Origin of the sequence: Anaerococcus jeddahensis (genome assembly GCF_001182725.1) — a bacterium.
In the GTDB taxonomy this organism is placed as follows: domain Bacteria; phylum Bacillota; class Clostridia; order Tissierellales; family Peptoniphilaceae; genus Anaerococcus; species Anaerococcus jeddahensis.
This window is the reverse complement of sequence record NZ_CWHU01000003.1, coordinates 160,996-179,506: the sequence shown is the minus strand read 5'-3', so window position 1 is coordinate 179,506 and position 18,511 is coordinate 160,996. Positions and strand designations below refer to the sequence as shown.

The following is an 18,511-nucleotide window of genomic DNA, read 5'->3' as shown; positions in this document are numbered from 1 at the left end:
GAAAGGATTAAAAAAAGAAAAAAAAAAAAAAATATTTTTTGAAAAAAAAAAAATACACGCAGGCGCAATAAAGGATACATATGGTTCATTGGGACTACCAATATACCAAACATCAACATTTATCTTCGAAAACGCAGAACAAGGCGGAAGAAGATTTGCCCTAGAAGAAGAAGGATTTATCTACTCAAGACTAGGAAATCCAACAAACGATGCCCTAGAAAAAAAACTAGCAGCCCTTGAAGGTGCAGAAGCTGCAGTATCAACATCATCAGGAATGGGAGCAATCACATCCTCAATCTGGCCATTCATAAAAGCAGGAGATCATATCCTAGCATGTGCGACACTTTATGGATGTACCTTTGCCTTTTTAAACGAAATCAAAAAATTTAACATAGACGTAGAATTCATAGACATGACAGACCTTGAAGAAGTGAAAGCTCACTTAAAAGAAAACACAAGAATAGTATATCTAGAAACACCAGCAAACCCAACACTAGACATAATAGACATAGAAGAAGTAGTAAAACTTGCAAAGAAAAACTCAAAAGACACCATGGTAATAGCAGACAACACCTTTGCAACCCCATACCTACAAAATCCATTAAAACTAGGAGTAGATATAGTAGTTCACTCAGCAACCAAATACCTAAACGGCCACGGCGACGTAATAGCAGGATTTTCATGCGGATCAAAAGAGTTAATGACCCAAGTAAGACTAGTGGGCCAAAAAGATTTCACAGGTTCAGTCCTATCAGCTCATGATGCATTTTTAATCTTTAGAGGAATGAAAACACTCGAAGTAAGAATGAAACAACACGTAGCAAACACCAAAAAGGTTGTAGAAGCATTACAAAAACACAAAAACGTAGAAAAAGTATACTATCCAGGCCTAGAAGATTTCAAAAACCACGAAGTAGCCAAAAAACAAATGAAAGACTACGGAGCAATGGTAACATTTGAAGTAAAAGGCGGAATCGAAGCAGGAAGATGCGTAATGAACAACGTAAAACTATGTTCATTAGCAGTAAGTTTAGGCGATGCAGAAACATTAATCGAACACCCAGCAACAATGACCCACTCAACCTACACAGAAGAAGCCCTAAAAGAAGCAGGAATTGCACCAGGCTTAATAAGACTATCAGTAGGCCTTGAAGATGCTGATGAAATAATAGAAGATTTAAATCAAGCTTTAGACCTCATATAAAAATTATATGAAAAATCTCCCTTAAGGGGAGGTTTTTTATTTTTACTTACTTTTGCTATTAGATCTCTCCACGCAGTCGCTTCGCTCCTTTAGTCGAGATGGGTAATTATTATATTTATTTAATTGCTAAAGTTTGGTTTTTATTTTAAATTTTATTGCTTATATTAGTCTAATTATCCTAATAAGATCAGCCACACCCATCTCGAGCGAAGTCGAGAGATCTCTTGGTTTTATTTGGATATTTTATTTATTCTTCCATTGAGATTTCTTAGCTATATTTTTATTTATTTACTTTAACCACAAGATCTCTCCGCTTGCTACGCACGATAAATCGGGATAATCAATCGAAGTTAACGGTTGTTTATCTGATCGAGTTGTGATTTTTGTATTTGTTTAATCAGTAAATTTTTTAAAATTTATCTTAAAAAAAATCGTATTGGATTTTCCAATACGATTTTTAACTTTTATTTATTTTCTAGTTTTTCTTTTTTCTTGAAAACACTGCTACAACTGCTGCTATTACTGCAACTGCTATTATTATCAATGATTTGTTTGACTTGTTTTCTGATTTTTTTGTGCCTTTTTCATTGCTTGATGCGTCTGAAGATGCTTTTTCGTTTGATGCGTCTTTTTCTTCTTTTGCTTCTGTTTGGTATTTTATTGAAGATTTTTCTGTTTCAAATACGTATTTGTCGCCTTCTTCTTTTACATCAATTTTATCGTCTTTTGTTCCAAATGTTGCTTGTTTTTCGAAAGCTTTTTTTGGAATTGAGATTTTTACTGGATTGTTTAGTTTTTCTACTGGATTTCCGTAAGGATCAACTACTTTGATTTCTCCACCTGTTTCTTTTTCGTTTGGTTCTACTTGAAGATTTAAATAGGTGTCGCTTGTGTCTTTTTTGACATCCATTGTTGTTTCTGAGAAGTTTTCAGTAGCTTTTCTTCCGTAGAAGGTGTAGGTGTAGTCGTTTTTCTTTAGGTAATCTTTGTATTTTTTCTCAAGATCTTTGTTGAAACCTTTTAATAAATCAAATGATTTTTGAGCTTCTTTTTTGTTCTTTTCTGTTGGATCTTTTTCTCCTGAAACTTTTGTATTTGCTATTTGATCTTTTTCAAATTTGTCAATTTCTGGAGTGATATCTTTCATGAAGTCTTCTCTGTTTGCTTCTACCATGTGTAGGGTATCCATTGCTAACCAATAGTGTGATTTTTCTTTGTCTGGATCGTTTGTTTCATTTGAAACTTTATCGATTGAACCTTCTTGGTTTGGATAATAAGCAACGAATGGTTGAACGAGTGGTGAACCTAGTGTTAGCCACATAATTCCAGGATTTGTTGCATCTGCATTTTCTCCGACTTGGAAGATGTGTGATTCCATAGTATTTCTATTTCCTATTGGATAAGCATCGTCTCTTCCCCTATCGTTTGCTTTGATATCAAAATTTTCAAGTCTGTTTCTTGTAAAATCCATTACATTTTTAACTGAAATTGAAGATTTTTTAGCATCTTGTAAAAATTCGTAAGTTTCAGTTTTCATGTCAACATCAGAATCAGGATTTAAGGCTTTGATTCCAGATGCAACTCTTGAACGGTTTGATGGAGAAAGTTCTTTTTCTGCATAAGATTTAGCGAGATTTATTACTCTTTCATCTTCATTTCCCTCAAAAGTTTTTGCTTTTTTAGCTGTTTCAAAAATTCCCTTTGAATAAAGATAATTGCCATCTTCACTCATTATATAATTGTCACTTTCTTCGCCCTTTGTAAGTTTTGCTTCATTGAGCCAAAATGTGTTAGGGAAAACTGAAAATTTATCTTTAGGATATTTCATTGCAACAAATTGATGGCCTGAATAAATTTCTACATACCATAAATCACTTTTGTCAGAAACTACAAGAGCATTTCCCTCAGCAGCTCCCTTTGTAGCAACTTGGTCAGCCAATAATTTTACAGCATCTAAGGCATTGTCTGCGCTTGATAAAATTACTGTTGGCATTATAGCTTCAGAAATTCCTATAGGTTTTCCTTCTTCTTCTCCGTCAAGATATGGGTCAACTTTTTGAATTTCTTCATTTGCAGAAGCAGAAACAGTCATATCAGCCATAAGACCTTTTTCGTTGTAACCTGCTTCATCAAAATATCCATGTTCTGGAGTTGTATCACTTATTGATGTAAAACGATAAGAATCGTGTGGAAGTTCGAATTCATATCCACCTTTTTCTGCGTAAGAAACATCTACAAGTTTTTCTCCCTTTTTGTATTTACCAGCTTCATTGATTTTGTAAACCTTGTTGTGGTTTACTTCCAAATCTTCTGTACGACCAAAAATTGTTGTACCATCTTCGGTCAAATCGCTACCAACTATAACGCCTGTACAAGCCTTTGCAGGCAAGGCAAGAGCAGTAAATAAAAATACTGCACTAAGTGCAAAAACACATAATTTATTAAATATTTTCATAGTGTACCTCCAAAGATATTATAAAACAATAAAACGAATTAGACAAACGTTACCAAAAATAATTTTTATCCTTTATTTCTCTATCGAAATCGGGCGTTCTTATAAAAACTTTTGGGAAAACATTAAAAATTTCTGAGACTTTGTTATAATAAACTTATAAATATAAAAGGAGAGAAAATGGATAGGAAAAAATTTAATTCACAATTAGGAATACTTATTGGATTTTTGATTGTGCTTTCTTTTGTATATATTTTATTTTTAAAAATACCAAGAAAAGTTTCAAATTATAAGGTGAATGAAGAAATTTTTTATGAGGGGAAAATTGTAAAAAATAAATTTGAAGGCAAGGGAGAGCTTAAAACTTCTGATGGAAAATATATTGGAAATTTTAAAAACGGAAGATTTAACGGTAAGGGTAAATTTGTAAATCAAGATTATACCTATATTTGTGATTTTGACAAAGATAAGGGAAATAAAAATATAAAAATTAAGCTAAAAGACGGAAGTGTCTATAAAAAAGAAGGAAAAACTTTGAAGATGGTAGAAGATAATGAGAATTAAGGGCTTGGACTATATAAGATTATTGGGAATATTTTTGGTGGTTTTTTACCATCTTTTTTCCGGATTTTTACCTGGAGGATTTTTCGGGGTAAATGTCCTATTTGTCTTGTCCGGATTTTTGATAAGTTTTCATTTGCTAGATGAAATCTACGAAGGTGGAGATATAGATTTAAAAAAATTTTATTACAAAAGATTTGTAAGAATTTTTCCACCCCTTCTTTTAATGATTTTTTTAACAAATATAGCCGCATTTTTTATAAAAAAGGACTTTACAGTAGGATATTTTGACCAATTTATTTCAGCTCTTTCCTTTAATTACAATATTTTTGAAATAATAAGGGGAGGATCATACGAAGGACAATTTATAAAAAGTTTATTTATGCCAACTTGGTCTTTGGCAATAGAAGTTCATTTTTATATATTATGGCCATTGTTTTTATCATTTCTTTATAAAATATATAAGGATGAAGACCGTTTCAAAAAAAGATTTTCTGCAAGTTTAATGAAAATAACCCTACTTTTTTATTTACTTTCATATTTCTTGATGGTAAGTCTTGTATTGAAAGATAAAAATTTAATATCCTTTGTTTACTTTTTTGACCTAAGCCGAATGGGATCTTTTGTATTTGGATCATTTTTAGCCTGTTTTGTAAAAAGATTTTCTTTCAAAAAAATCCCCTACCTAAAACCGACCATAGGATTTTCACTATTTTTGATAATAATTTCATTTTTATTTTCATACAATAATAAAATCACCTATAGCTTGGGATTTTTTCTCGCAGATTTAACAACAGTAATCCTAATTCTTATAGCCTATTCCAACAAAGAATTAGAAGAAAGAAAAATAATTCAAAAATTATCAGCCTATTCATACGGAATATTTCTCTTCCACTGGCCAGTTTATGTTATAGTTACAAGCTTTACAAAAGAATGGTGGTGGGTTTTAATAAGTTTATTTGTTACAAGCATCTTGGTTTTATTTAATTATTATGTCTTTGAAAACCTATTTAAAAAAGATGATTTTGAAATAGACCTTAAAATTTTTGGAAAAAAGAAATTTTCCTACGATAAATACAAAATTTATATCCAAAGCCTTGTGGGCCTTGTCTTAGGATTTACAATTTTTTCAGGATATTTTATAGACCAAAAAGCAGACAATATGATAGAAATTGAAAAAACAATCTATGAAAAATCCATAAAGCAAGACATTGACAAGATAAAATTTGATAAGGCTATGCTTGATAGGCAAATAAAAAAAGAAATTGAAGCAGAAAAATCTGCACCAATAACCGTCATTGCAGACAGCGTTCTTTTGGGAAACAGAGAAATGTTACAAGAAAATATAGAAAATTTATATGTAAACGCAGAAGGAAGTAGGCCTCTAGAATCCGCAAGTGATCTTATAAAACAAATGCAAAAAGAAGGAAATTTGGGTTCAACTGTTGTAATTGCCCTAGGGACAAATGCCATAAAAGATCCAGAAGAAAGCCTAGGGGAAATAATAAAAACCCTACCAAAAAAACACAAACTAATATTTGTAACATGTTTTGATGACCGCTTCGACCATCCCCACAAAACCACAAAAGCCATGAAAAAATTGGCAGAAAAATACGACTTTATAACAATAATGGATTGGGAAAAAGAAGCCATGGCCCACCCAGAATATTACAAAGGCACAGACGGAGTACATTTTTACAGAGAAAAAGCAGCTAACGACGCATATTTAAAATTATTAAAAAAAGCAATAGACGAATCTATAAAAAAGAAGGGGAAAAAATAAAATTTGATTAAAAAATAAAGTTTTTTTAAAAATTTCAAAAAAAATCAAAAAAATTTAAAAATAATGTTTAGAATCGATTTCACTGGGTAATATTATAATAACAGAAGATAAAACTTCTGATAGTCCACTAGCATGGATGTAAAAAAAGCTTAAAATTTATAGTAATATAGAAGAGATTTTAAAACTATAAAGGTATTTAGCTATAAGAATTTAAATGAATTTAAAATCTGAAATCTTATATTATAAAACTTTACAATTGTGGAGATTTATTTAAAAAAAGAAAATAATATAGGTTTTCGTAGAAAAAGTGGTGGAAATTAATTGTTAAAGTAGAGCCATCTGACATTTTTCTAAAAGATTTGTTTATAGACTAAATAAAAAGCAAGCTAACAATTGAATAGATAAAAGTTTTGTTAGGAGGAAAGTTTTCCCATAGAATAAAAAATATACAAAAATTGTCAATGTGCTGAGATGTTTAATATATAATATTTAAATATGAAAAGAGAAAGGACAAAAGAGTGATTGAACCAAAATCAGAAAGCTGTGCTAGTGGACATATAAAATAAATCGACTTTAGATTGTAAAGAAAATTTAAAGTCGATTTTTTTGTGCTTAATTTTAAATATTTATTTTGTAATTTACAGTTTATGAAAATTTCTTTCTATAGATAAGTTGATTTATCAAAAATAAAAAGGAAATTACAAAAAGATTTGTAAAAGAATCAGTATTATTTGTAAAAGGTAAAATCATATCAAGTAAAAGATATATTATAAAGGCCATTAGGGTGTGAGAGCAGGTTTTATTAAAAATTTTCCTATCTCTATCATCGCCAAAACTGAATTTTGACAATAAAAGGAAATTTACTATTGCACTTATTATTAAAATTACTATAAAAATCACTGTTGTTTTCATAAAAAATCCTTTCCTTTTTTCTATTTATACAATATTATAGATAAAAAAATATGTCAAACTTATTGTTTTAAAAAGAAAGAGGATAAAATGAGAAATTTAACAAAAAAACAAATTCTTTACGACTTTGATTTAGAAAATGATGATTTAGTTAAAAATAAAAATATTTTTTTAAATATGAAATATAAAAAAGAATCCTTGACCTACAATCTCTATCCAACTTCTATAATTGGCTGTGGGAAAAATATTCTTGTAAAGTCGGATAATAAAGAAATTTTAGAAAAATTAAAAAATGAATTTGGAGATTTTCCCTCAGAATGGTTTTTTGAATATGAGAATATTTATAAAATAGATAAAATTATTAGAAAATATGGTCAAAAAATTGTAAATTATGGTCCAGTTTTTGAGCCTAATAAAAATTTCAAGAAAATTGAAAGTCCCTTTAAATTTGAAAAAATCGACCTTAAAAATGCCGAAAAATACAGAAAATACAAATTTGTATTTGATTTTGATGATCCTTATTTTAATTCAAAGTTTGCCTATGCCTATTATGATGGGAAAAAATTGATAGGTTTGGGATCTTTTAGCAAAAATTCTAAATATTTTTGGGAATTTTCATGTCAAAAATTTTCCAAAGATCCAAAATATAAAAAAATTATGGCTTATATGCTAAACAATATGACCTATGAAATTTTAAAAAATAATAAAGAAATATTGCCAATTACAGCAAGTCAATTTTCACACATAGATTCAATGAACCTATCCATAAATGCAGGTTATAGACTTGCTTTTACTTTTATGTCAATTGATAGAAAGTAAAATGTTATAGTGTTATATAAAGAAGGAATTAAATCTTTTAAAAATTTTCAATTAAGATAAAAATATTAAAGAGGCTTATGACCTCTATTTTTCTTGAAATTTTTTAAAAATTCCTATATAATTATAGGACATTAAGAGTCTAAAGAAGGAGGAGCTATGGACATTTTAGAAAAGTTGGAGATTTTGACGGATGCTGCTAAATATGATGTGTCTTGTTCTTCTTCGGGTTCTACTAGGAAAAATTCTTCGAAAGGATTGGGGAATGGTCATATTTCTGGGATTTGCCATTCTTGGAGCGAGGATGGAAGATGTATTTCTCTTTTGAAAATTTTATTTACAAACAAGTGTATTTATGATTGTGAATATTGTATAAATAGGTCATCAAATGTCACAAAAAGAGCAGAGTTTACTCCAAGAGAAGTTGCAGATCTTACTATAAATTTTTATAGGAGAAATTATATTGAAGGTTTATTTTTATCATCTGGTATCATAAAAAATCCGAATTATACCATGGAGCTTTTGATAAAGACTGCGGATATTTTGAGAAATGAATACCATTATAATGGTTACATTCACATGAAATCAATACCTGGTGCAGATTCTGATTTGGTCAAAAAAATGGGGCTTTTGGTTGATAGGATGAGTATAAATGTAGAACTTCCTACAGAAAAATCTCTAAAAATCCTAGCTCCCCAAAAATCTATAAGGCAAATTGAATCTTCCATGACTTTTGCAAAAGAAAAAATCGTCCAAAGAAAAAATGAAATAAAATTATACAGACACACGCCAAAATTTCTTCCAGCAGGTCAAACTACTCAGATGATAATTGGGGCAGGAGAGGAAAGTGATTTTGATATAGTTACTAGGGCAGAAAATTTGTACGAGGATTATTCTTTAAAAAGGGTTTTTTATTCAGCTTTTGTTCCGGTTGTAAAAAGTGAATTTACCAATGATGTGAAAAAAGCTCCTCTTTTAAGGGAGCATAGGCTTTATCAAGCAGACTGGCTTTTGAGATTTTATGGCTTTAAATCTTCTGATTTATTAAATGAAGAAAATCAAAATTTTGACCTAAGAATTGATCCAAAAACGGATTGGGCGATAAATAATATTGGGAAATTTCCTATGGAAATAAATAAGGCAAGCTTTTATGATTTGATGAAAATTCCAGGAATTGGTAGAGTTTCTGCAAGAAAAATTGTAAATGCAAGAAAATACAGAAAACTTGAATATTGGCACTTAAAAGCCTTAAACATTTCTGTAAAAAGAGCTAGAAATTTTATAACGGTCAATGGCAAGTACCAAGGTTTAAAATTTAAAGACCAAAAAGATTTAAAGGATAGGATGAGCCTTTCTGATCCAAAATCTTTTGAGCAATTGTCATTTTTTGGATAAAATATGGAAATTATTGTATATGATGGATCTTTTGAGGGGTTTTTAACGGCGGTTTTTATTTCTTACAAGGATCTTTTTAAAATAAAAATAGAAAGTGAAAAAGATCAAATTTCTTTTCTTGACCAAAAAGTTATCAAAACGGATTTTGAAAAAGCGAAAAGGGTGGAAGCTTCTATAAAGAAAAATATTTCGGGAGAATTTTTTTACAATATAAAAATAGCCTTTAGGTCGGATTATAAAAATAAGGATACTATAATTGCAAGGCTAATTAAGCTTTCATTTTTAAAGGGTGAAAAAATTGTAAAGTCAACCAACAAATACGCCATAGCCTTTAATAAATTGCTAAAAAATTATGGGAGCGAGGCCCACGCCTTGAAGGGACTTTTGAGATTTAAGGAAATTCAAGAAGGTTTTTTATTTGCCCAATACGAATCACACAACTATATTTTGGAAGATCTTTCAAGACATTTTCTAAGAAGAATGCCCAAGGAAAAATTTATTATTTATGATAAAAATAGAAAAAAAGCCTTTATTTCGATTTTTGGAAATGTTGAAGTTGTAGAAATTTTAAATCTTTCTATAGAAGAAAGTGATGAAGAGAAATTTTTTAAAGATTTATGGATAGAATTTTACGATTCGATTTCTATAAAGGAGCGAAAAAATAAAAAACTTATGATTTCAAATATGCCAAAAAAATATTGGAAATATTTACCAGAAAAAAATAGGTTAAAGTAATAAGAGGAGCTAAAGCTCCTCAGAGCGTAGACAAAGTCAGTTTAATAATTCATTAACGATTTAAAAATAAAATTACGCTAAAACCCATCTCGACTAAGTGAGTGAAACGAACGCATGGAGAGATCTCATGAGATTTCTCGACTCACTACGTTCGCTCGANATTTTACGATTCGATTTCTATAAAGGAGCGAAAAAATAAAAAACTTATGATTTCAAATATGCCAAAAAAATATTGGAAATATTTACCAGAAAAAAATAGGTTAAAGTAATAAGAGGAGCTAAAGCTCCTCAGAGCGTAGACAAAGTCAGTTTAATAATTCATTAACGATTTAAAAATAAAATTACGCTAAAACCCATCTCGACTAAGTGAGTGAAACGAACGCATGGAGAGATCTCATGAGATTTCTCGACTCACTACGTTCGCTCGAAATGGGTGAAAATAGAGTTTGTCAACAGTCTGAGGAGCTAAAGCTCCTTTTTTATTTGCAAATAAAATTAAGAGATTCATAAATTAGTTTTAATGTGTTTTATTCGGGTAATATTCTAATACATAGGAGGATGATATGAAAAAACAAATAGAAATACCTGTATTTATTTTGGGCCTTGCAATTTGGCTTATATCTTTGTTTTTACCAATCAACAGCTTAGAATTTATTCTTGGAAATGGATTAAGACCAATAGGGCTTGCTACAATTTTTATCTGTCCAATTTTGGGTATAATTGGAATGATTTTTTCTATAAAAAATAGAAATATAATCTTATCATTTTTGAATATTTTACTAATTTTAGCCTTCCCAATAACCATGGCAATTGGATATAATTTTTTATAATATTTTAATTTGATTTTCCATTTTGATTTGATAAAACCTAGAATTTTATTTTAATCAAGATGGATCTTTTTATTTTTTATGAAATAGCTCATTAGGGTAAAAATTTATAAGGAGGAGTTATGGATTATTTAGATTTAGTTAGGAATAGGCATTCTGTTAGAAAATTTAAAGATTTAAAAATACAAGAGGATAAAAAGAATAAAATTAAGGAAAAAGTCAGAAGCCTTAATGAGGAAAGCGGACTAAATTTTCAAGTATTTTTTGATGAGCCTAAGTGTTTTAAATCAAAAATTTTTACTTACGGATCTTTTAAAAATGCAAACAATTATATAAGTCTAGTTGGAGAAAAATCTACAGATTTGGGTAAAAAAATTGGATATTTTGGTCAAGATTTGCTTTTGTTTTTGCAAGATTTGGGACTTAATACTTGTTGGGTCGGCCTTACTCATGGAAAATCTATGGCAAAAATTAATAAAAATGAAAAAGAACTTTGCCTTATAGCCTTTGCCTATGGAGATGAAAGGGGAAAGATTCATAAATCCAAAGATGATGATGACCTTTCAAATATAAAAGAATTCTATAATGAAAAAAATAGTATTATTTTAGAATTTTGTAAGCTTGCCCCAACAGCTTTAAATCAACAAAAATTTTATCTTGAATTTAAGGAAGATGGGACCTATAAACTTATTAGAAAAAAAGGACCTTATACAAAAGTTGATTTTGGAATAATAAAATATCATTTAAAATTGGCGGAAAAATACTGGGAAGAAAAAAATGAAAGATAGGACAAAAAATTTTCAAATTATTGGATCAAGCCTTGCTTATATTCTTGTAATGATAATATCCTGGATTAAAAATCTAGACACTAGCGGCCCAAATGCAATATTTTCAACCATGATTTTTTCTGGAATGATTTATAAAATTTTTATTAAAAAAGAAAAGTATAGTGAAAGTGAGTATATTTTTAGGATTTTGATGATGATTGGTTTTGCTATTATTATGATTGCAAGTTTTCACGATTTATTATAGGAGGGAAATATGAAAAAAGCAGGTATTTTACTACCACTGCAAAGTATAAATGGCGATTATGGGATTGGAGATTTTGGAGAAAAATCTTATGAATTTATAGATATAATCAAAAAATCTGGCTTTGATATGTGGCAAATTTTGCCCTTAAACCCACTTGGATATGGAAATTCTCCCTACCAACCTTATTCTTCATTTGCAGGAGATGAAATTTATATAAGTCTAGAACTTTTGTATGAAGATGGACTTCTTAGTGAAAAGCCAAAAAAATTAGAAGGAAAATCAAGAATTGATTATGAATTTGTAAGAAAATATAAGGGAAAATATTTAAAAAAAGCCTATGAAAATTTCAAAAAAAATAAGGGATATGAAGATAAGTCTTATAAGGAATTTTTGAAATTTGATTTTGTCTATAATTATGGGGTTTTTATAACTTTAAAAAAAGAAAATGACCTAAAATCTTGGAAGGATTGGCCGGATGAGATGAAAAATTGGATTGTTGATAAAAAATTCGATTTGACACCTTACCAAGATAAAATTAATTATGAAATTTTTCTTCAATATATTTTCTACAAACAATGGATGAAATTAAAGGCCTATGCTAACAAAAATAAGATAAAAATTTTTGGAGATATTCCATTTTATGTTGGCCTTGATAGTTTGGATGTATGGGAAAATCAAAAATATTTCCAAATAACAAAAGAGGGAAATCCAAAATTAATAGCAGGAGTTCCACCAGATAATTTTTCAGCAACAGGACAAAGATGGGGAAATCCGATTTATAATTGGGAAAAAATAAAAGAAGATGATTTTTCATTTTGGATTAATAGACTTCTCTATAACGGAAAACTTTATGATATAGTAAGGCTTGATCATTTTAGGGCCTTTGATACTTATTGGGTTATTGATGCAAAAGAAAAAACGGCAATAAAAGGAAAGTGGCTTCTTGCACCAGGCTATGAATTATTTGAAAGAGTGAAAAAAGAATTAAAAGATGTGGAATTTATCGCGGAAGATTTGGGAGAAATAAGGCCAGAAGTTTATGAGCTAAGAGATTATTTTGACCTAAAAGGCATGGTTATAATTCAAGAATTTTTAAAACCAAAAGAAAAAAAATATATAGATGCCCCAAAAAATTCTGTGTCCTACACAGGAACCCACGACAACAAAACCCTAATGGCTTGGTATGAAGATTTAAGCAAGGAAAAAAGAGAAGATATAAAAAAACTATTCAAAAAACTTGGCATAAAAAATAAAAATATAGGAGAAGATTTTTTTGAATTTGCCATGAGAAGAGATAGTGAATACGTAATAATTCCCCTCCAAGATATTTTGGGCTTGGGAGATGAGGCGAGAATCAACGAACCTGCAACTTTAGATGAAAAAAACTGGACTTTTAAATTTACTTCAATGGAAAAATTAAAAGAAAAAGAAGGATTTTTGAAAAAAATTATAGAAGAAAATAGGAAATAATAAAAGTAAAAGCTGCAAAAATTGCAGCTTTTTTTGTGCCAAAATTCTATTTGATAAATATTGACAAAATAATTTAAATTTCGTAAAATTTAGGAGATTAGAAGAGGATATTTTTATTTAAAATTGTAAGATTTATAATATAAATTAAAATAAAGGAGGTTTTATGGAGAAAAGAAAAAATATTGATTTGACCAAAGAAGATATTAGAAGATCTTTGATAATTTTATCAATTCCTCTAACTCTTACTGCTTTTGTTCAAATTGCCTACACTTTGGTTGATATGGTTTGGATTGGTAGAATCGGTTCAAATGCTGTAGCTGCCGTTGGAGTTTCATATTTTTTGGCTTGGATTGCTGAAGCCTTGTCCTTGATTGCAAAAATTGGGGGAGGAGTTTATGCGGCTCAAGCTTATGGGAGAAAAGATAAAAAACTTACTTCTTTGATTTTACAAAATGGATATTTGCAAGGAAGCATTACGGCAATAATTTACATAATTTTAATCCTAACTTTTAAAACTTATATTATTGATTTTTATAAGCTAGGAAAGGAAGTTTCTGATTTTGCAAATGCTTATCTTTCAATTACAGCCTTGGGATATATTTTTGTTTTTTTAAATCCAATATTTTCCCAATCTTTTTATTCGATTGGAGAAAGTGTAACTCCTTTTAAAATCAATACAATAGGCCTTGTCCTTAATATAATTTTGGATCCTCTTTTTATTTTTGGCTTTGGGCCAATACCTCCTATGGGCATAAGAGGGGCTGCTTTTGCAACAGTTACGGGCCAAGCTACAGTATTTTTAATATTTTTATTTGTTATGAAAAGAAAAGAAGGGGTAATAAAAGATTCTTTGGAAAATTTTACCTTGTCTACAAAATGGCAAAAAAGAATTTTTGAGCTTGGACTTCCAGTTTCTTTTATTAGTGGCATTCATGCCTTTATTACCATAATTTTAAATAAACTTATGGCAGGATTTGGACCAAAACCTGTTGCAGTTTATTCTATAGGAAGCCAACTTGAATCAATTTCTTGGAAAACAACCGAGGGTTGCCAAGCAGTTGTCCAATCCCTCATCGCCCAAAATTTTGGGGCAGGTTTGGTTGATAGGGTCAAAAAAGGGGTAAAAGAAAGTTTAAAACTTGTAGGATGGATAGGAATAATTGCAACAATTATTCTTTTTGGATTTAGAAATCACTTGTTCAAAGTTTTCGTTCCAGGAGATTTGGATACAATAAATTTGGGGGCAAAATATTTGGCAATTCTTTCCGCAAGCCAACTTATGATGTCTTTAGAAATAGGATCTACAGGAATTTTCCAAGGCTTATCCGACACAAGAACACCATCAGCAATTTCTGTAATTTTTAACGCAGCAAGAATTCCAATTTCATTTTTATTAATTCCATATTTTGGAGTTTTGGGAATTTGGTTATCAATGACCATAACATCAATAATAAAAGGTACTCTTTCCCTTTATCTTTTGAGAAAAAAAATAAAAAAGAATTTAAAATTTACAGATTTTAGGTAGAATTTAATAAAAAATTTCAAAAAAATGACCACCATTTGGTGATTCAGAACGTAGACAAAGTATGAATGTAGATAATATTTTATTTTAAAATAAAAATTACGCTAAAACCCATCTCGACTAGATAAATGTGCATTGATTTTGCACATTTATCCCTAAAACTAGTGTGATAACACAGAAAAGTTTGCAAAGCAAACGTGTTTAAGTGTGAGTGAAACGAACGNTCAATGACCATAACATCAATAATAAAAGGTACTCTTTCCCTTTATCTTTTGAGAAAAAAAATAAAAAAGAATTTAAAATTTACAGATTTTAGGTAGAATTTAATAAAAAATTTCAAAAAAATGACCACCATTTGGTGATTCAGAACGTAGACAAAGTATGAATGTAGATAATATTTTATTTTAAAATAAAAATTACGCTAAAACCCATCTCGACTAGATAAATGTGCATTGATTTTGCACATTTATCCCTAAAACTAGTGTGATAACACAGAAAAGTTTGCAAAGCAAACGTGTTTAAGTGTGAGTGAAACGAACGCATGGAGAGATCTCATGAGATTTCTCGACTCACTACGTTCGCTCGAAATGGGAAAATTTTTAGTTTGTCAACAGACTGAACCACCATTTGGTGGTTTTATTTTATAGATTTTTAATTTTTTCCATATCTATATCTTTGATATTATCAATTACCATATCTGCTTCTTTTTTTATTTCTTCCCATTCATTTTTATTATAAGGGAAGTCTTTTATGCCTACGGTTTTTATGCCGACTTTTTTTGCGGCTTTTACGGCATAGAGGGCATCGTCAAATAAAACTGCGTCATTTGCTTCAATTTTGTAATTGTCTAGAGCCTTTTGCCAGTACTCATTATCGCTTTTTTTGTAGGGGAATTTATCTGGAGTTAAAATAAAATCAAATAAATCTATCAAGTCAAGTCTTTTAAGGGCATTTACCAAGTGAAATTTGTCGGTTGATGAACAAATGCACATGTCATAGCCTTGGTTTTTCAAATTTTTTAAAATTTCTACAGCTCCTTCTTTTGGAAGAAGATGATTTTTGTAAGCATCTTCTATCGTTTTTGAAAAATAATCGAAAACTTCTTTTTCGCTTTTGTCGGTGCAGACATTTTCATTTAACCATTTTATAGTATCAGTAAAAGGAAGAGCTTCCATTTGTCCTTTTTCCTTAGTTGTTAAGTTATAATTATATTCTTTTAAAAGCCTATTGATTGGTTCAAGCCAAATGTGCATAGAATCAAGAATTGTTCCGTCGCAATCAAATAATAATTTCATAAATCCTCCTTAAAATTTAAGCAAGTTTAATATTTTCTTCAATATATGATTTTGGAAAAATTGAAGTCAATAAAGTCATGTAATGATCAAAATTTATGGTTTTATTTAGGCTCATCAATTCAAGATCAACTCCAAACCAGGAAATATTTACATCGGTTTGCCTAAAACCGAGATTTTTGTAAAATTTCTTTCTCTTTTTTCTTTGAATAAAATTCTCGGCCTCTTTGTGACAAGGTTCGATTTCAATAATTATAGTTTTATTTTCCATTTTGTTTAATAAGTTTATTGCCTTTGAACCAAGACTTAGACCCCTATAATCATTTTTTATAGCAAAATAATCAATTAAAAGAGTGTCGTCATTATCAGAATCCAAAGTTATAAACATTCCAACAAATTCTTCATCAAGTAAAATTGGAATAATTCTTCCCAAACCATCTTGGCAAACTTTTAAAATTTGCTTCATTGGTTTTCTTTCAGCTTTTGGAAAAGCTTCTATATATAATTTTTTAATTTCGTCTAAATAATTTATGTAAGAATTTTCTAAAGTTAAATTCATAAATTTCCTTTCATTTTTAGTCATATTAAATAATCATACTACAAAAAAGCTTAAAATCAAGTGATTTAGCCAATCTCACCCCTTGTGCTATAATAAAAAAAAGGAGAAATTTAAATGAAAATTTTATTAGAACTTTATTTAACATTTTTTAAAATTGGAGCCTTTACCTTTGGCGGGGGCTATGCCATGCTTCCGCTTTTAGAAAGAGAGTTGGTCGATAAAAGAAAATGGATTAGCCAAGAAGAAATCCTAGATTATTACGCAATTGGCCAAACAACTCCAGGAATAATTGCCGTAAATACTTCTACATTTTGTGGGAGAAAAAGGAAGGGAAATTTGGGTGGCATAATTGCATCATTGGGCTTTATCACTCCATCAATAATAATCATTACTCTTATTGCAAATTTTTTAAAAGAATTTTCCCATTTGCTTTTGATCCAACACGCCTTTGCTGGAATTAGAATTGCAGTTTCGGCTTTAGTTTTAAATACAGTAATAAATATGGTCAAAAAAACCGCCAATACAAAAATAAAAATTTTAATATTTTTCCTAACCTTTCTTGCCATTGGAATATTTTCAATCTCGCCAATAATTATTGTTATAGCTTGTGGAATTTTTGGAATTGTTTTTGGAGGAAAATATGCTTAGGTTGATGTGGGAATTTTTCAAAACTGGACTTTTTGCAATTGGAGGAGGAATGGCAACTTTTCCTTTCCTACAAAAAATGGCAGAAAATTATGATTGGTTTACAAGCGAAGAATTATTGGATATGATAGCAGTTTCAGAATCAACTCCAGGAGCAATTGGCATAAATGTGGCAAGTTTTGCAGGCTACAAGGCTTACGGAATTACTGGCGCAATTCTTGCAACTTTTTCATTAATAATGCCAGCAATAATTATCATTTTAATAATAGCAAGATCTCTAGATAAATTTAAAACATCTCTTAGTGTAAAAAATGCATTTGAATACATAAGGCCATCAACAGCAGGACTTATTTTGGGTGCTATGTTAAATGTAATGGTAATTTCACTATTTAATGTAAAATTATATGAAAAAACAGGAAATTTTCTAGACTTATTTCAAATAATCCAGCTTGTTTTGTTTCTAGGATTTTTATTTTTATTAAGAAAATACAAAAAAATCCATCCACTATTAATAATAGGGATGGGTGCAGTTTTTGGAATTATTTTTAAATTGTAAAAGGCAGGAATTTATACTCCTGCTTTTTTGAAATTAAAATTTTGTAGGTAAAATCATTGCAAAATACGCCTTCCACCTATATTTTAAAATTATTTTCATAAAATCACCTAAAAGTTTTGAATCCTTGTTGTCATAAAGGGCATCTCTTAAATACGGATAGAGCTTATATGAGGCATAGTTTATATTCGTTTTATTGTATGATAGTTCTTTATATTGGTCTAATATTTTTTTTCTACAAGTTTCAGTTAAGTTTAAATTTTTATCATTGTAAATTTCATGAAGTTTTTCCATAAAATACTTTTGTTTTTCTTTTTTTCTCATAAATTTACCTCTAAATTTTAAATTTGATATAATCATTGTGTTATCATTTCCATTCTGATAACAGAAGGGAGGGATTCCATGAAATGTTTATATTCTTTTCTAATATCTATTTTGGCTGGCGTAACTACTCATTACATTAGCAAATGGTTAGATAGATATTACAAAAATGATAACTAGCCTAAAAAAAGCAGGAGTTGCCCCTCCTGCTTTTTTTTGATTCCATGAATCTATATTCTTTACTCAAAAATATTATACTCATTAGATATAAAAAATCAATAGAGTATTTTAATCAAATTAACCGAAAAACTGTAAAATTACTAAAGATTAATTTTTTTATCGTTAACCTATATGATAATAGTTAGGATAAATGATTTATTGATATCTTTAAACACTTTAATTATATCAAACAATATGATAAGAAAAAAGCAAGAA

At 29.4% G+C, this 18,511-nt stretch carries 18 protein-coding genes and 1 pseudogene; 14 read left to right on the top strand and 5 right to left on the bottom strand.

Going from position 1 to position 18,511, the window contains the following annotated elements; translation table 11 throughout:
• The first annotated feature begins 31 nt into the window (after positions 1 to 31).
• Positions 32 to 1,204: a methionine gamma-lyase gene (gene megL / locus BN2087_RS01315; protein WP_049690103.1), complete on the top strand. Its 1,173-nt coding sequence runs from the start codon at positions 32 to 34 to the stop codon at positions 1,202 to 1,204.
• 475 nt (positions 1,205 to 1,679) lie between these two features.
• On the opposite strand, the gene BN2087_RS01310 is transcribed toward megL, so the two are convergent.
• The gene (locus tag BN2087_RS01310; protein WP_049690099.1) at positions 1,680 to 3,659 is read right to left on the bottom strand and encodes a C69 family dipeptidase; all 1,980 of its coding nucleotides are present in this window, start codon (positions 3,657 to 3,659) and stop codon (positions 1,680 to 1,682) included.
• A gap of 177 nt (positions 3,660 to 3,836) precedes the next feature.
• Between BN2087_RS01310 and BN2087_RS01305 the strand changes: the two genes are divergently transcribed.
• Complete coding sequence (locus BN2087_RS01305; protein ID WP_049690098.1) at positions 3,837 to 4,220, top strand: MORN repeat-containing protein; 384 nt, start codon at positions 3,837 to 3,839, stop codon at positions 4,218 to 4,220.
• Positions 4,210 to 6,000, top strand: a complete 1,791-nt coding sequence (locus BN2087_RS01300; RefSeq protein WP_049690097.1) for an acyltransferase family protein — start codon at positions 4,210 to 4,212, stop codon at positions 5,998 to 6,000. The genes BN2087_RS01305 and BN2087_RS01300 overlap by 11 nt, the downstream gene beginning before the upstream one ends.
• Positions 6,001 to 6,645: 645 nt before the next feature.
• On the opposite strand, the gene BN2087_RS01295 is transcribed toward BN2087_RS01300, so the two are convergent.
• Positions 6,646 to 6,912, bottom strand: coding sequence for a hypothetical protein (locus BN2087_RS01295; protein ID WP_049690096.1), 267 nt, complete (start codon positions 6,910 to 6,912; stop codon positions 6,646 to 6,648).
• 87 nt (positions 6,913 to 6,999) lie between these two features.
• Here BN2087_RS01295 and BN2087_RS01290 point away from each other — a divergent pair, with 87 nt between their 5' ends.
• From BN2087_RS01290 to BN2087_RS01255, 9 genes and pseudogenes are all read left to right on the top strand, one after another.
• Entirely contained in the window at positions 7,000 to 7,728 is a 729-nt protein-coding gene (locus BN2087_RS01290; RefSeq protein ID WP_049690095.1) for a hypothetical protein, read from the top strand.
• Between the two features lie 156 nt (positions 7,729 to 7,884).
• Positions 7,885 to 9,120 carry a putative DNA modification/repair radical SAM protein gene (locus BN2087_RS01285; protein ID WP_049690094.1) on the top strand — a complete coding sequence of 412 codons (1,236 nt, stop codon included), beginning with the start codon at positions 7,885 to 7,887 and terminating at the stop codon, positions 9,118 to 9,120.
• Between the two features lie 3 nt (positions 9,121 to 9,123).
• On the top strand, positions 9,124 to 9,855 hold the full coding sequence (locus BN2087_RS01280; protein ID WP_049690093.1) for a TIGR03915 family putative DNA repair protein: 732 nt from the start codon (positions 9,124 to 9,126) through the stop codon (positions 9,853 to 9,855).
• 161 nt (positions 9,856 to 10,016) lie between these two features.
• Positions 10,017 to 10,124 (top strand): annotated as a pseudogene (locus BN2087_RS09060) (DUF4130 domain-containing protein); the annotation flags it as partial.
• A gap of 294 nt (positions 10,125 to 10,418) precedes the next feature.
• Positions 10,419 to 10,685: a hypothetical protein gene (locus tag BN2087_RS01275; RefSeq protein ID WP_049690092.1), complete on the top strand. Its 267-nt coding sequence runs from the start codon at positions 10,419 to 10,421 to the stop codon at positions 10,683 to 10,685.
• A 119-nt stretch (positions 10,686 to 10,804) separates the two neighbouring features.
• A complete protein-coding gene (locus BN2087_RS01270; protein ID WP_049690091.1) occupies positions 10,805 to 11,470 on the top strand; it encodes a nitroreductase family protein in 666 nt (221 codons plus the stop codon).
• On the top strand, positions 11,460 to 11,714 hold the full coding sequence (locus BN2087_RS01265) for a hypothetical protein (protein WP_049690090.1): 255 nt from the start codon (positions 11,460 to 11,462) through the stop codon (positions 11,712 to 11,714). Before BN2087_RS01270 ends, BN2087_RS01265 begins: the two co-directional genes overlap by 11 nt.
• Before the next feature lie 9 nt (positions 11,715 to 11,723).
• Positions 11,724 to 13,184 carry a 4-alpha-glucanotransferase gene (malQ, locus tag BN2087_RS01260; protein ID WP_049690089.1) on the top strand — a complete coding sequence of 487 codons (1,461 nt, stop codon included), beginning with the start codon at positions 11,724 to 11,726 and terminating at the stop codon, positions 13,182 to 13,184.
• Positions 13,185 to 13,347: 163 nt separating this feature from the next.
• Positions 13,348 to 14,709, top strand: a complete 1,362-nt coding sequence (locus BN2087_RS01255; RefSeq protein WP_049690088.1) for an MATE family efflux transporter — start codon at positions 13,348 to 13,350, stop codon at positions 14,707 to 14,709.
• Between the two features lie 638 nt (positions 14,710 to 15,347).
• Here BN2087_RS01255 and BN2087_RS01250 read toward each other — a convergent pair.
• A complete protein-coding gene (locus tag BN2087_RS01250; protein ID WP_049690087.1) occupies positions 15,348 to 16,001 on the bottom strand; it encodes an HAD family hydrolase in 654 nt (217 codons plus the stop codon).
• Positions 16,002 to 16,017: 16 nt separating this feature from the next.
• Entirely contained in the window at positions 16,018 to 16,557 is a 540-nt protein-coding gene (locus tag BN2087_RS01245; protein WP_049690086.1) for a GNAT family N-acetyltransferase, read from the bottom strand.
• 114 nt (positions 16,558 to 16,671) lie between these two features.
• Here BN2087_RS01245 and BN2087_RS01240 point away from each other — a divergent pair, with 114 nt between their 5' ends.
• The gene (locus tag BN2087_RS01240) at positions 16,672 to 17,205 is read left to right on the top strand and encodes a chromate transporter (RefSeq protein ID WP_049690085.1); all 534 of its coding nucleotides are present in this window, start codon (positions 16,672 to 16,674) and stop codon (positions 17,203 to 17,205) included.
• On the top strand, positions 17,198 to 17,758 hold the full coding sequence (locus BN2087_RS01235; RefSeq protein ID WP_049690084.1) for a chromate transporter: 561 nt from the start codon (positions 17,198 to 17,200) through the stop codon (positions 17,756 to 17,758). Before BN2087_RS01240 ends, BN2087_RS01235 begins: the two co-directional genes overlap by 8 nt.
• A gap of 33 nt (positions 17,759 to 17,791) precedes the next feature.
• Here BN2087_RS01235 and BN2087_RS01230 read toward each other — a convergent pair whose 3' ends face one another.
• Entirely contained in the window at positions 17,792 to 18,079 is a 288-nt protein-coding gene (locus BN2087_RS01230; RefSeq protein ID WP_049690083.1) for a hypothetical protein, read from the bottom strand.
• Positions 18,080 to 18,511 lie beyond the last annotated feature (432 nt).

Excerpts from the sequence above, each read along its gene's own strand:
- BN2087_RS01285 (WP_049690094.1), top strand. The coding sequence starts at position 7,885 with ATGGACATTTTAGAAAAGTTGGAGATTTTGACGGATGCTGCTAAATAT.
- BN2087_RS01275 (WP_049690092.1), top strand. The coding sequence starts at position 10,419 with ATGAAAAAACAAATAGAAATACCTGTATTTATTTTGGGCCTTGCAATT.
- BN2087_RS01255 (WP_049690088.1), top strand. The coding sequence starts at position 13,348 with ATGGAGAAAAGAAAAAATATTGATTTGACCAAAGAAGATATTAGAAGA.
- BN2087_RS01295 (WP_049690096.1), bottom strand. The coding sequence starts at position 6,912 with ATGAAAACAACAGTGATTTTTATAGTAATTTTAATAATAAGTGCAATA.
- BN2087_RS01310 (WP_049690099.1), bottom strand. The coding sequence starts at position 3,659 with ATGAAAATATTTAATAAATTATGTGTTTTTGCACTTAGTGCAGTATTT.
- BN2087_RS01240 (WP_049690085.1), top strand. The coding sequence starts at position 16,672 with ATGAAAATTTTATTAGAACTTTATTTAACATTTTTTAAAATTGGAGCC.
- BN2087_RS01235 (WP_049690084.1), top strand. The coding sequence starts at position 17,198 with ATGCTTAGGTTGATGTGGGAATTTTTCAAAACTGGACTTTTTGCAATT.
- BN2087_RS01245 (WP_049690086.1), bottom strand. The coding sequence starts at position 16,557 with ATGAATTTAACTTTAGAAAATTCTTACATAAATTATTTAGACGAAATT.
- BN2087_RS01250 (WP_049690087.1), bottom strand. The coding sequence starts at position 16,001 with ATGAAATTATTATTTGATTGCGACGGAACAATTCTTGATTCTATGCAC.
- BN2087_RS01305 (WP_049690098.1), top strand. The coding sequence starts at position 3,837 with ATGGATAGGAAAAAATTTAATTCACAATTAGGAATACTTATTGGATTT.
- BN2087_RS01280 (WP_049690093.1), top strand. The coding sequence starts at position 9,124 with ATGGAAATTATTGTATATGATGGATCTTTTGAGGGGTTTTTAACGGCG.
- BN2087_RS01265 (WP_049690090.1), top strand. The coding sequence starts at position 11,460 with ATGAAAGATAGGACAAAAAATTTTCAAATTATTGGATCAAGCCTTGCT.
- malQ (WP_049690089.1), top strand. The coding sequence starts at position 11,724 with ATGAAAAAAGCAGGTATTTTACTACCACTGCAAAGTATAAATGGCGAT.
- BN2087_RS01300 (WP_049690097.1), top strand. The coding sequence starts at position 4,210 with ATGAGAATTAAGGGCTTGGACTATATAAGATTATTGGGAATATTTTTG.
- BN2087_RS01230 (WP_049690083.1), bottom strand. The coding sequence starts at position 18,079 with ATGAGAAAAAAAGAAAAACAAAAGTATTTTATGGAAAAACTTCATGAA.
- BN2087_RS01270 (WP_049690091.1), top strand. The coding sequence starts at position 10,805 with ATGGATTATTTAGATTTAGTTAGGAATAGGCATTCTGTTAGAAAATTT.
- BN2087_RS01290 (WP_049690095.1), top strand. The coding sequence starts at position 7,000 with ATGAGAAATTTAACAAAAAAACAAATTCTTTACGACTTTGATTTAGAA.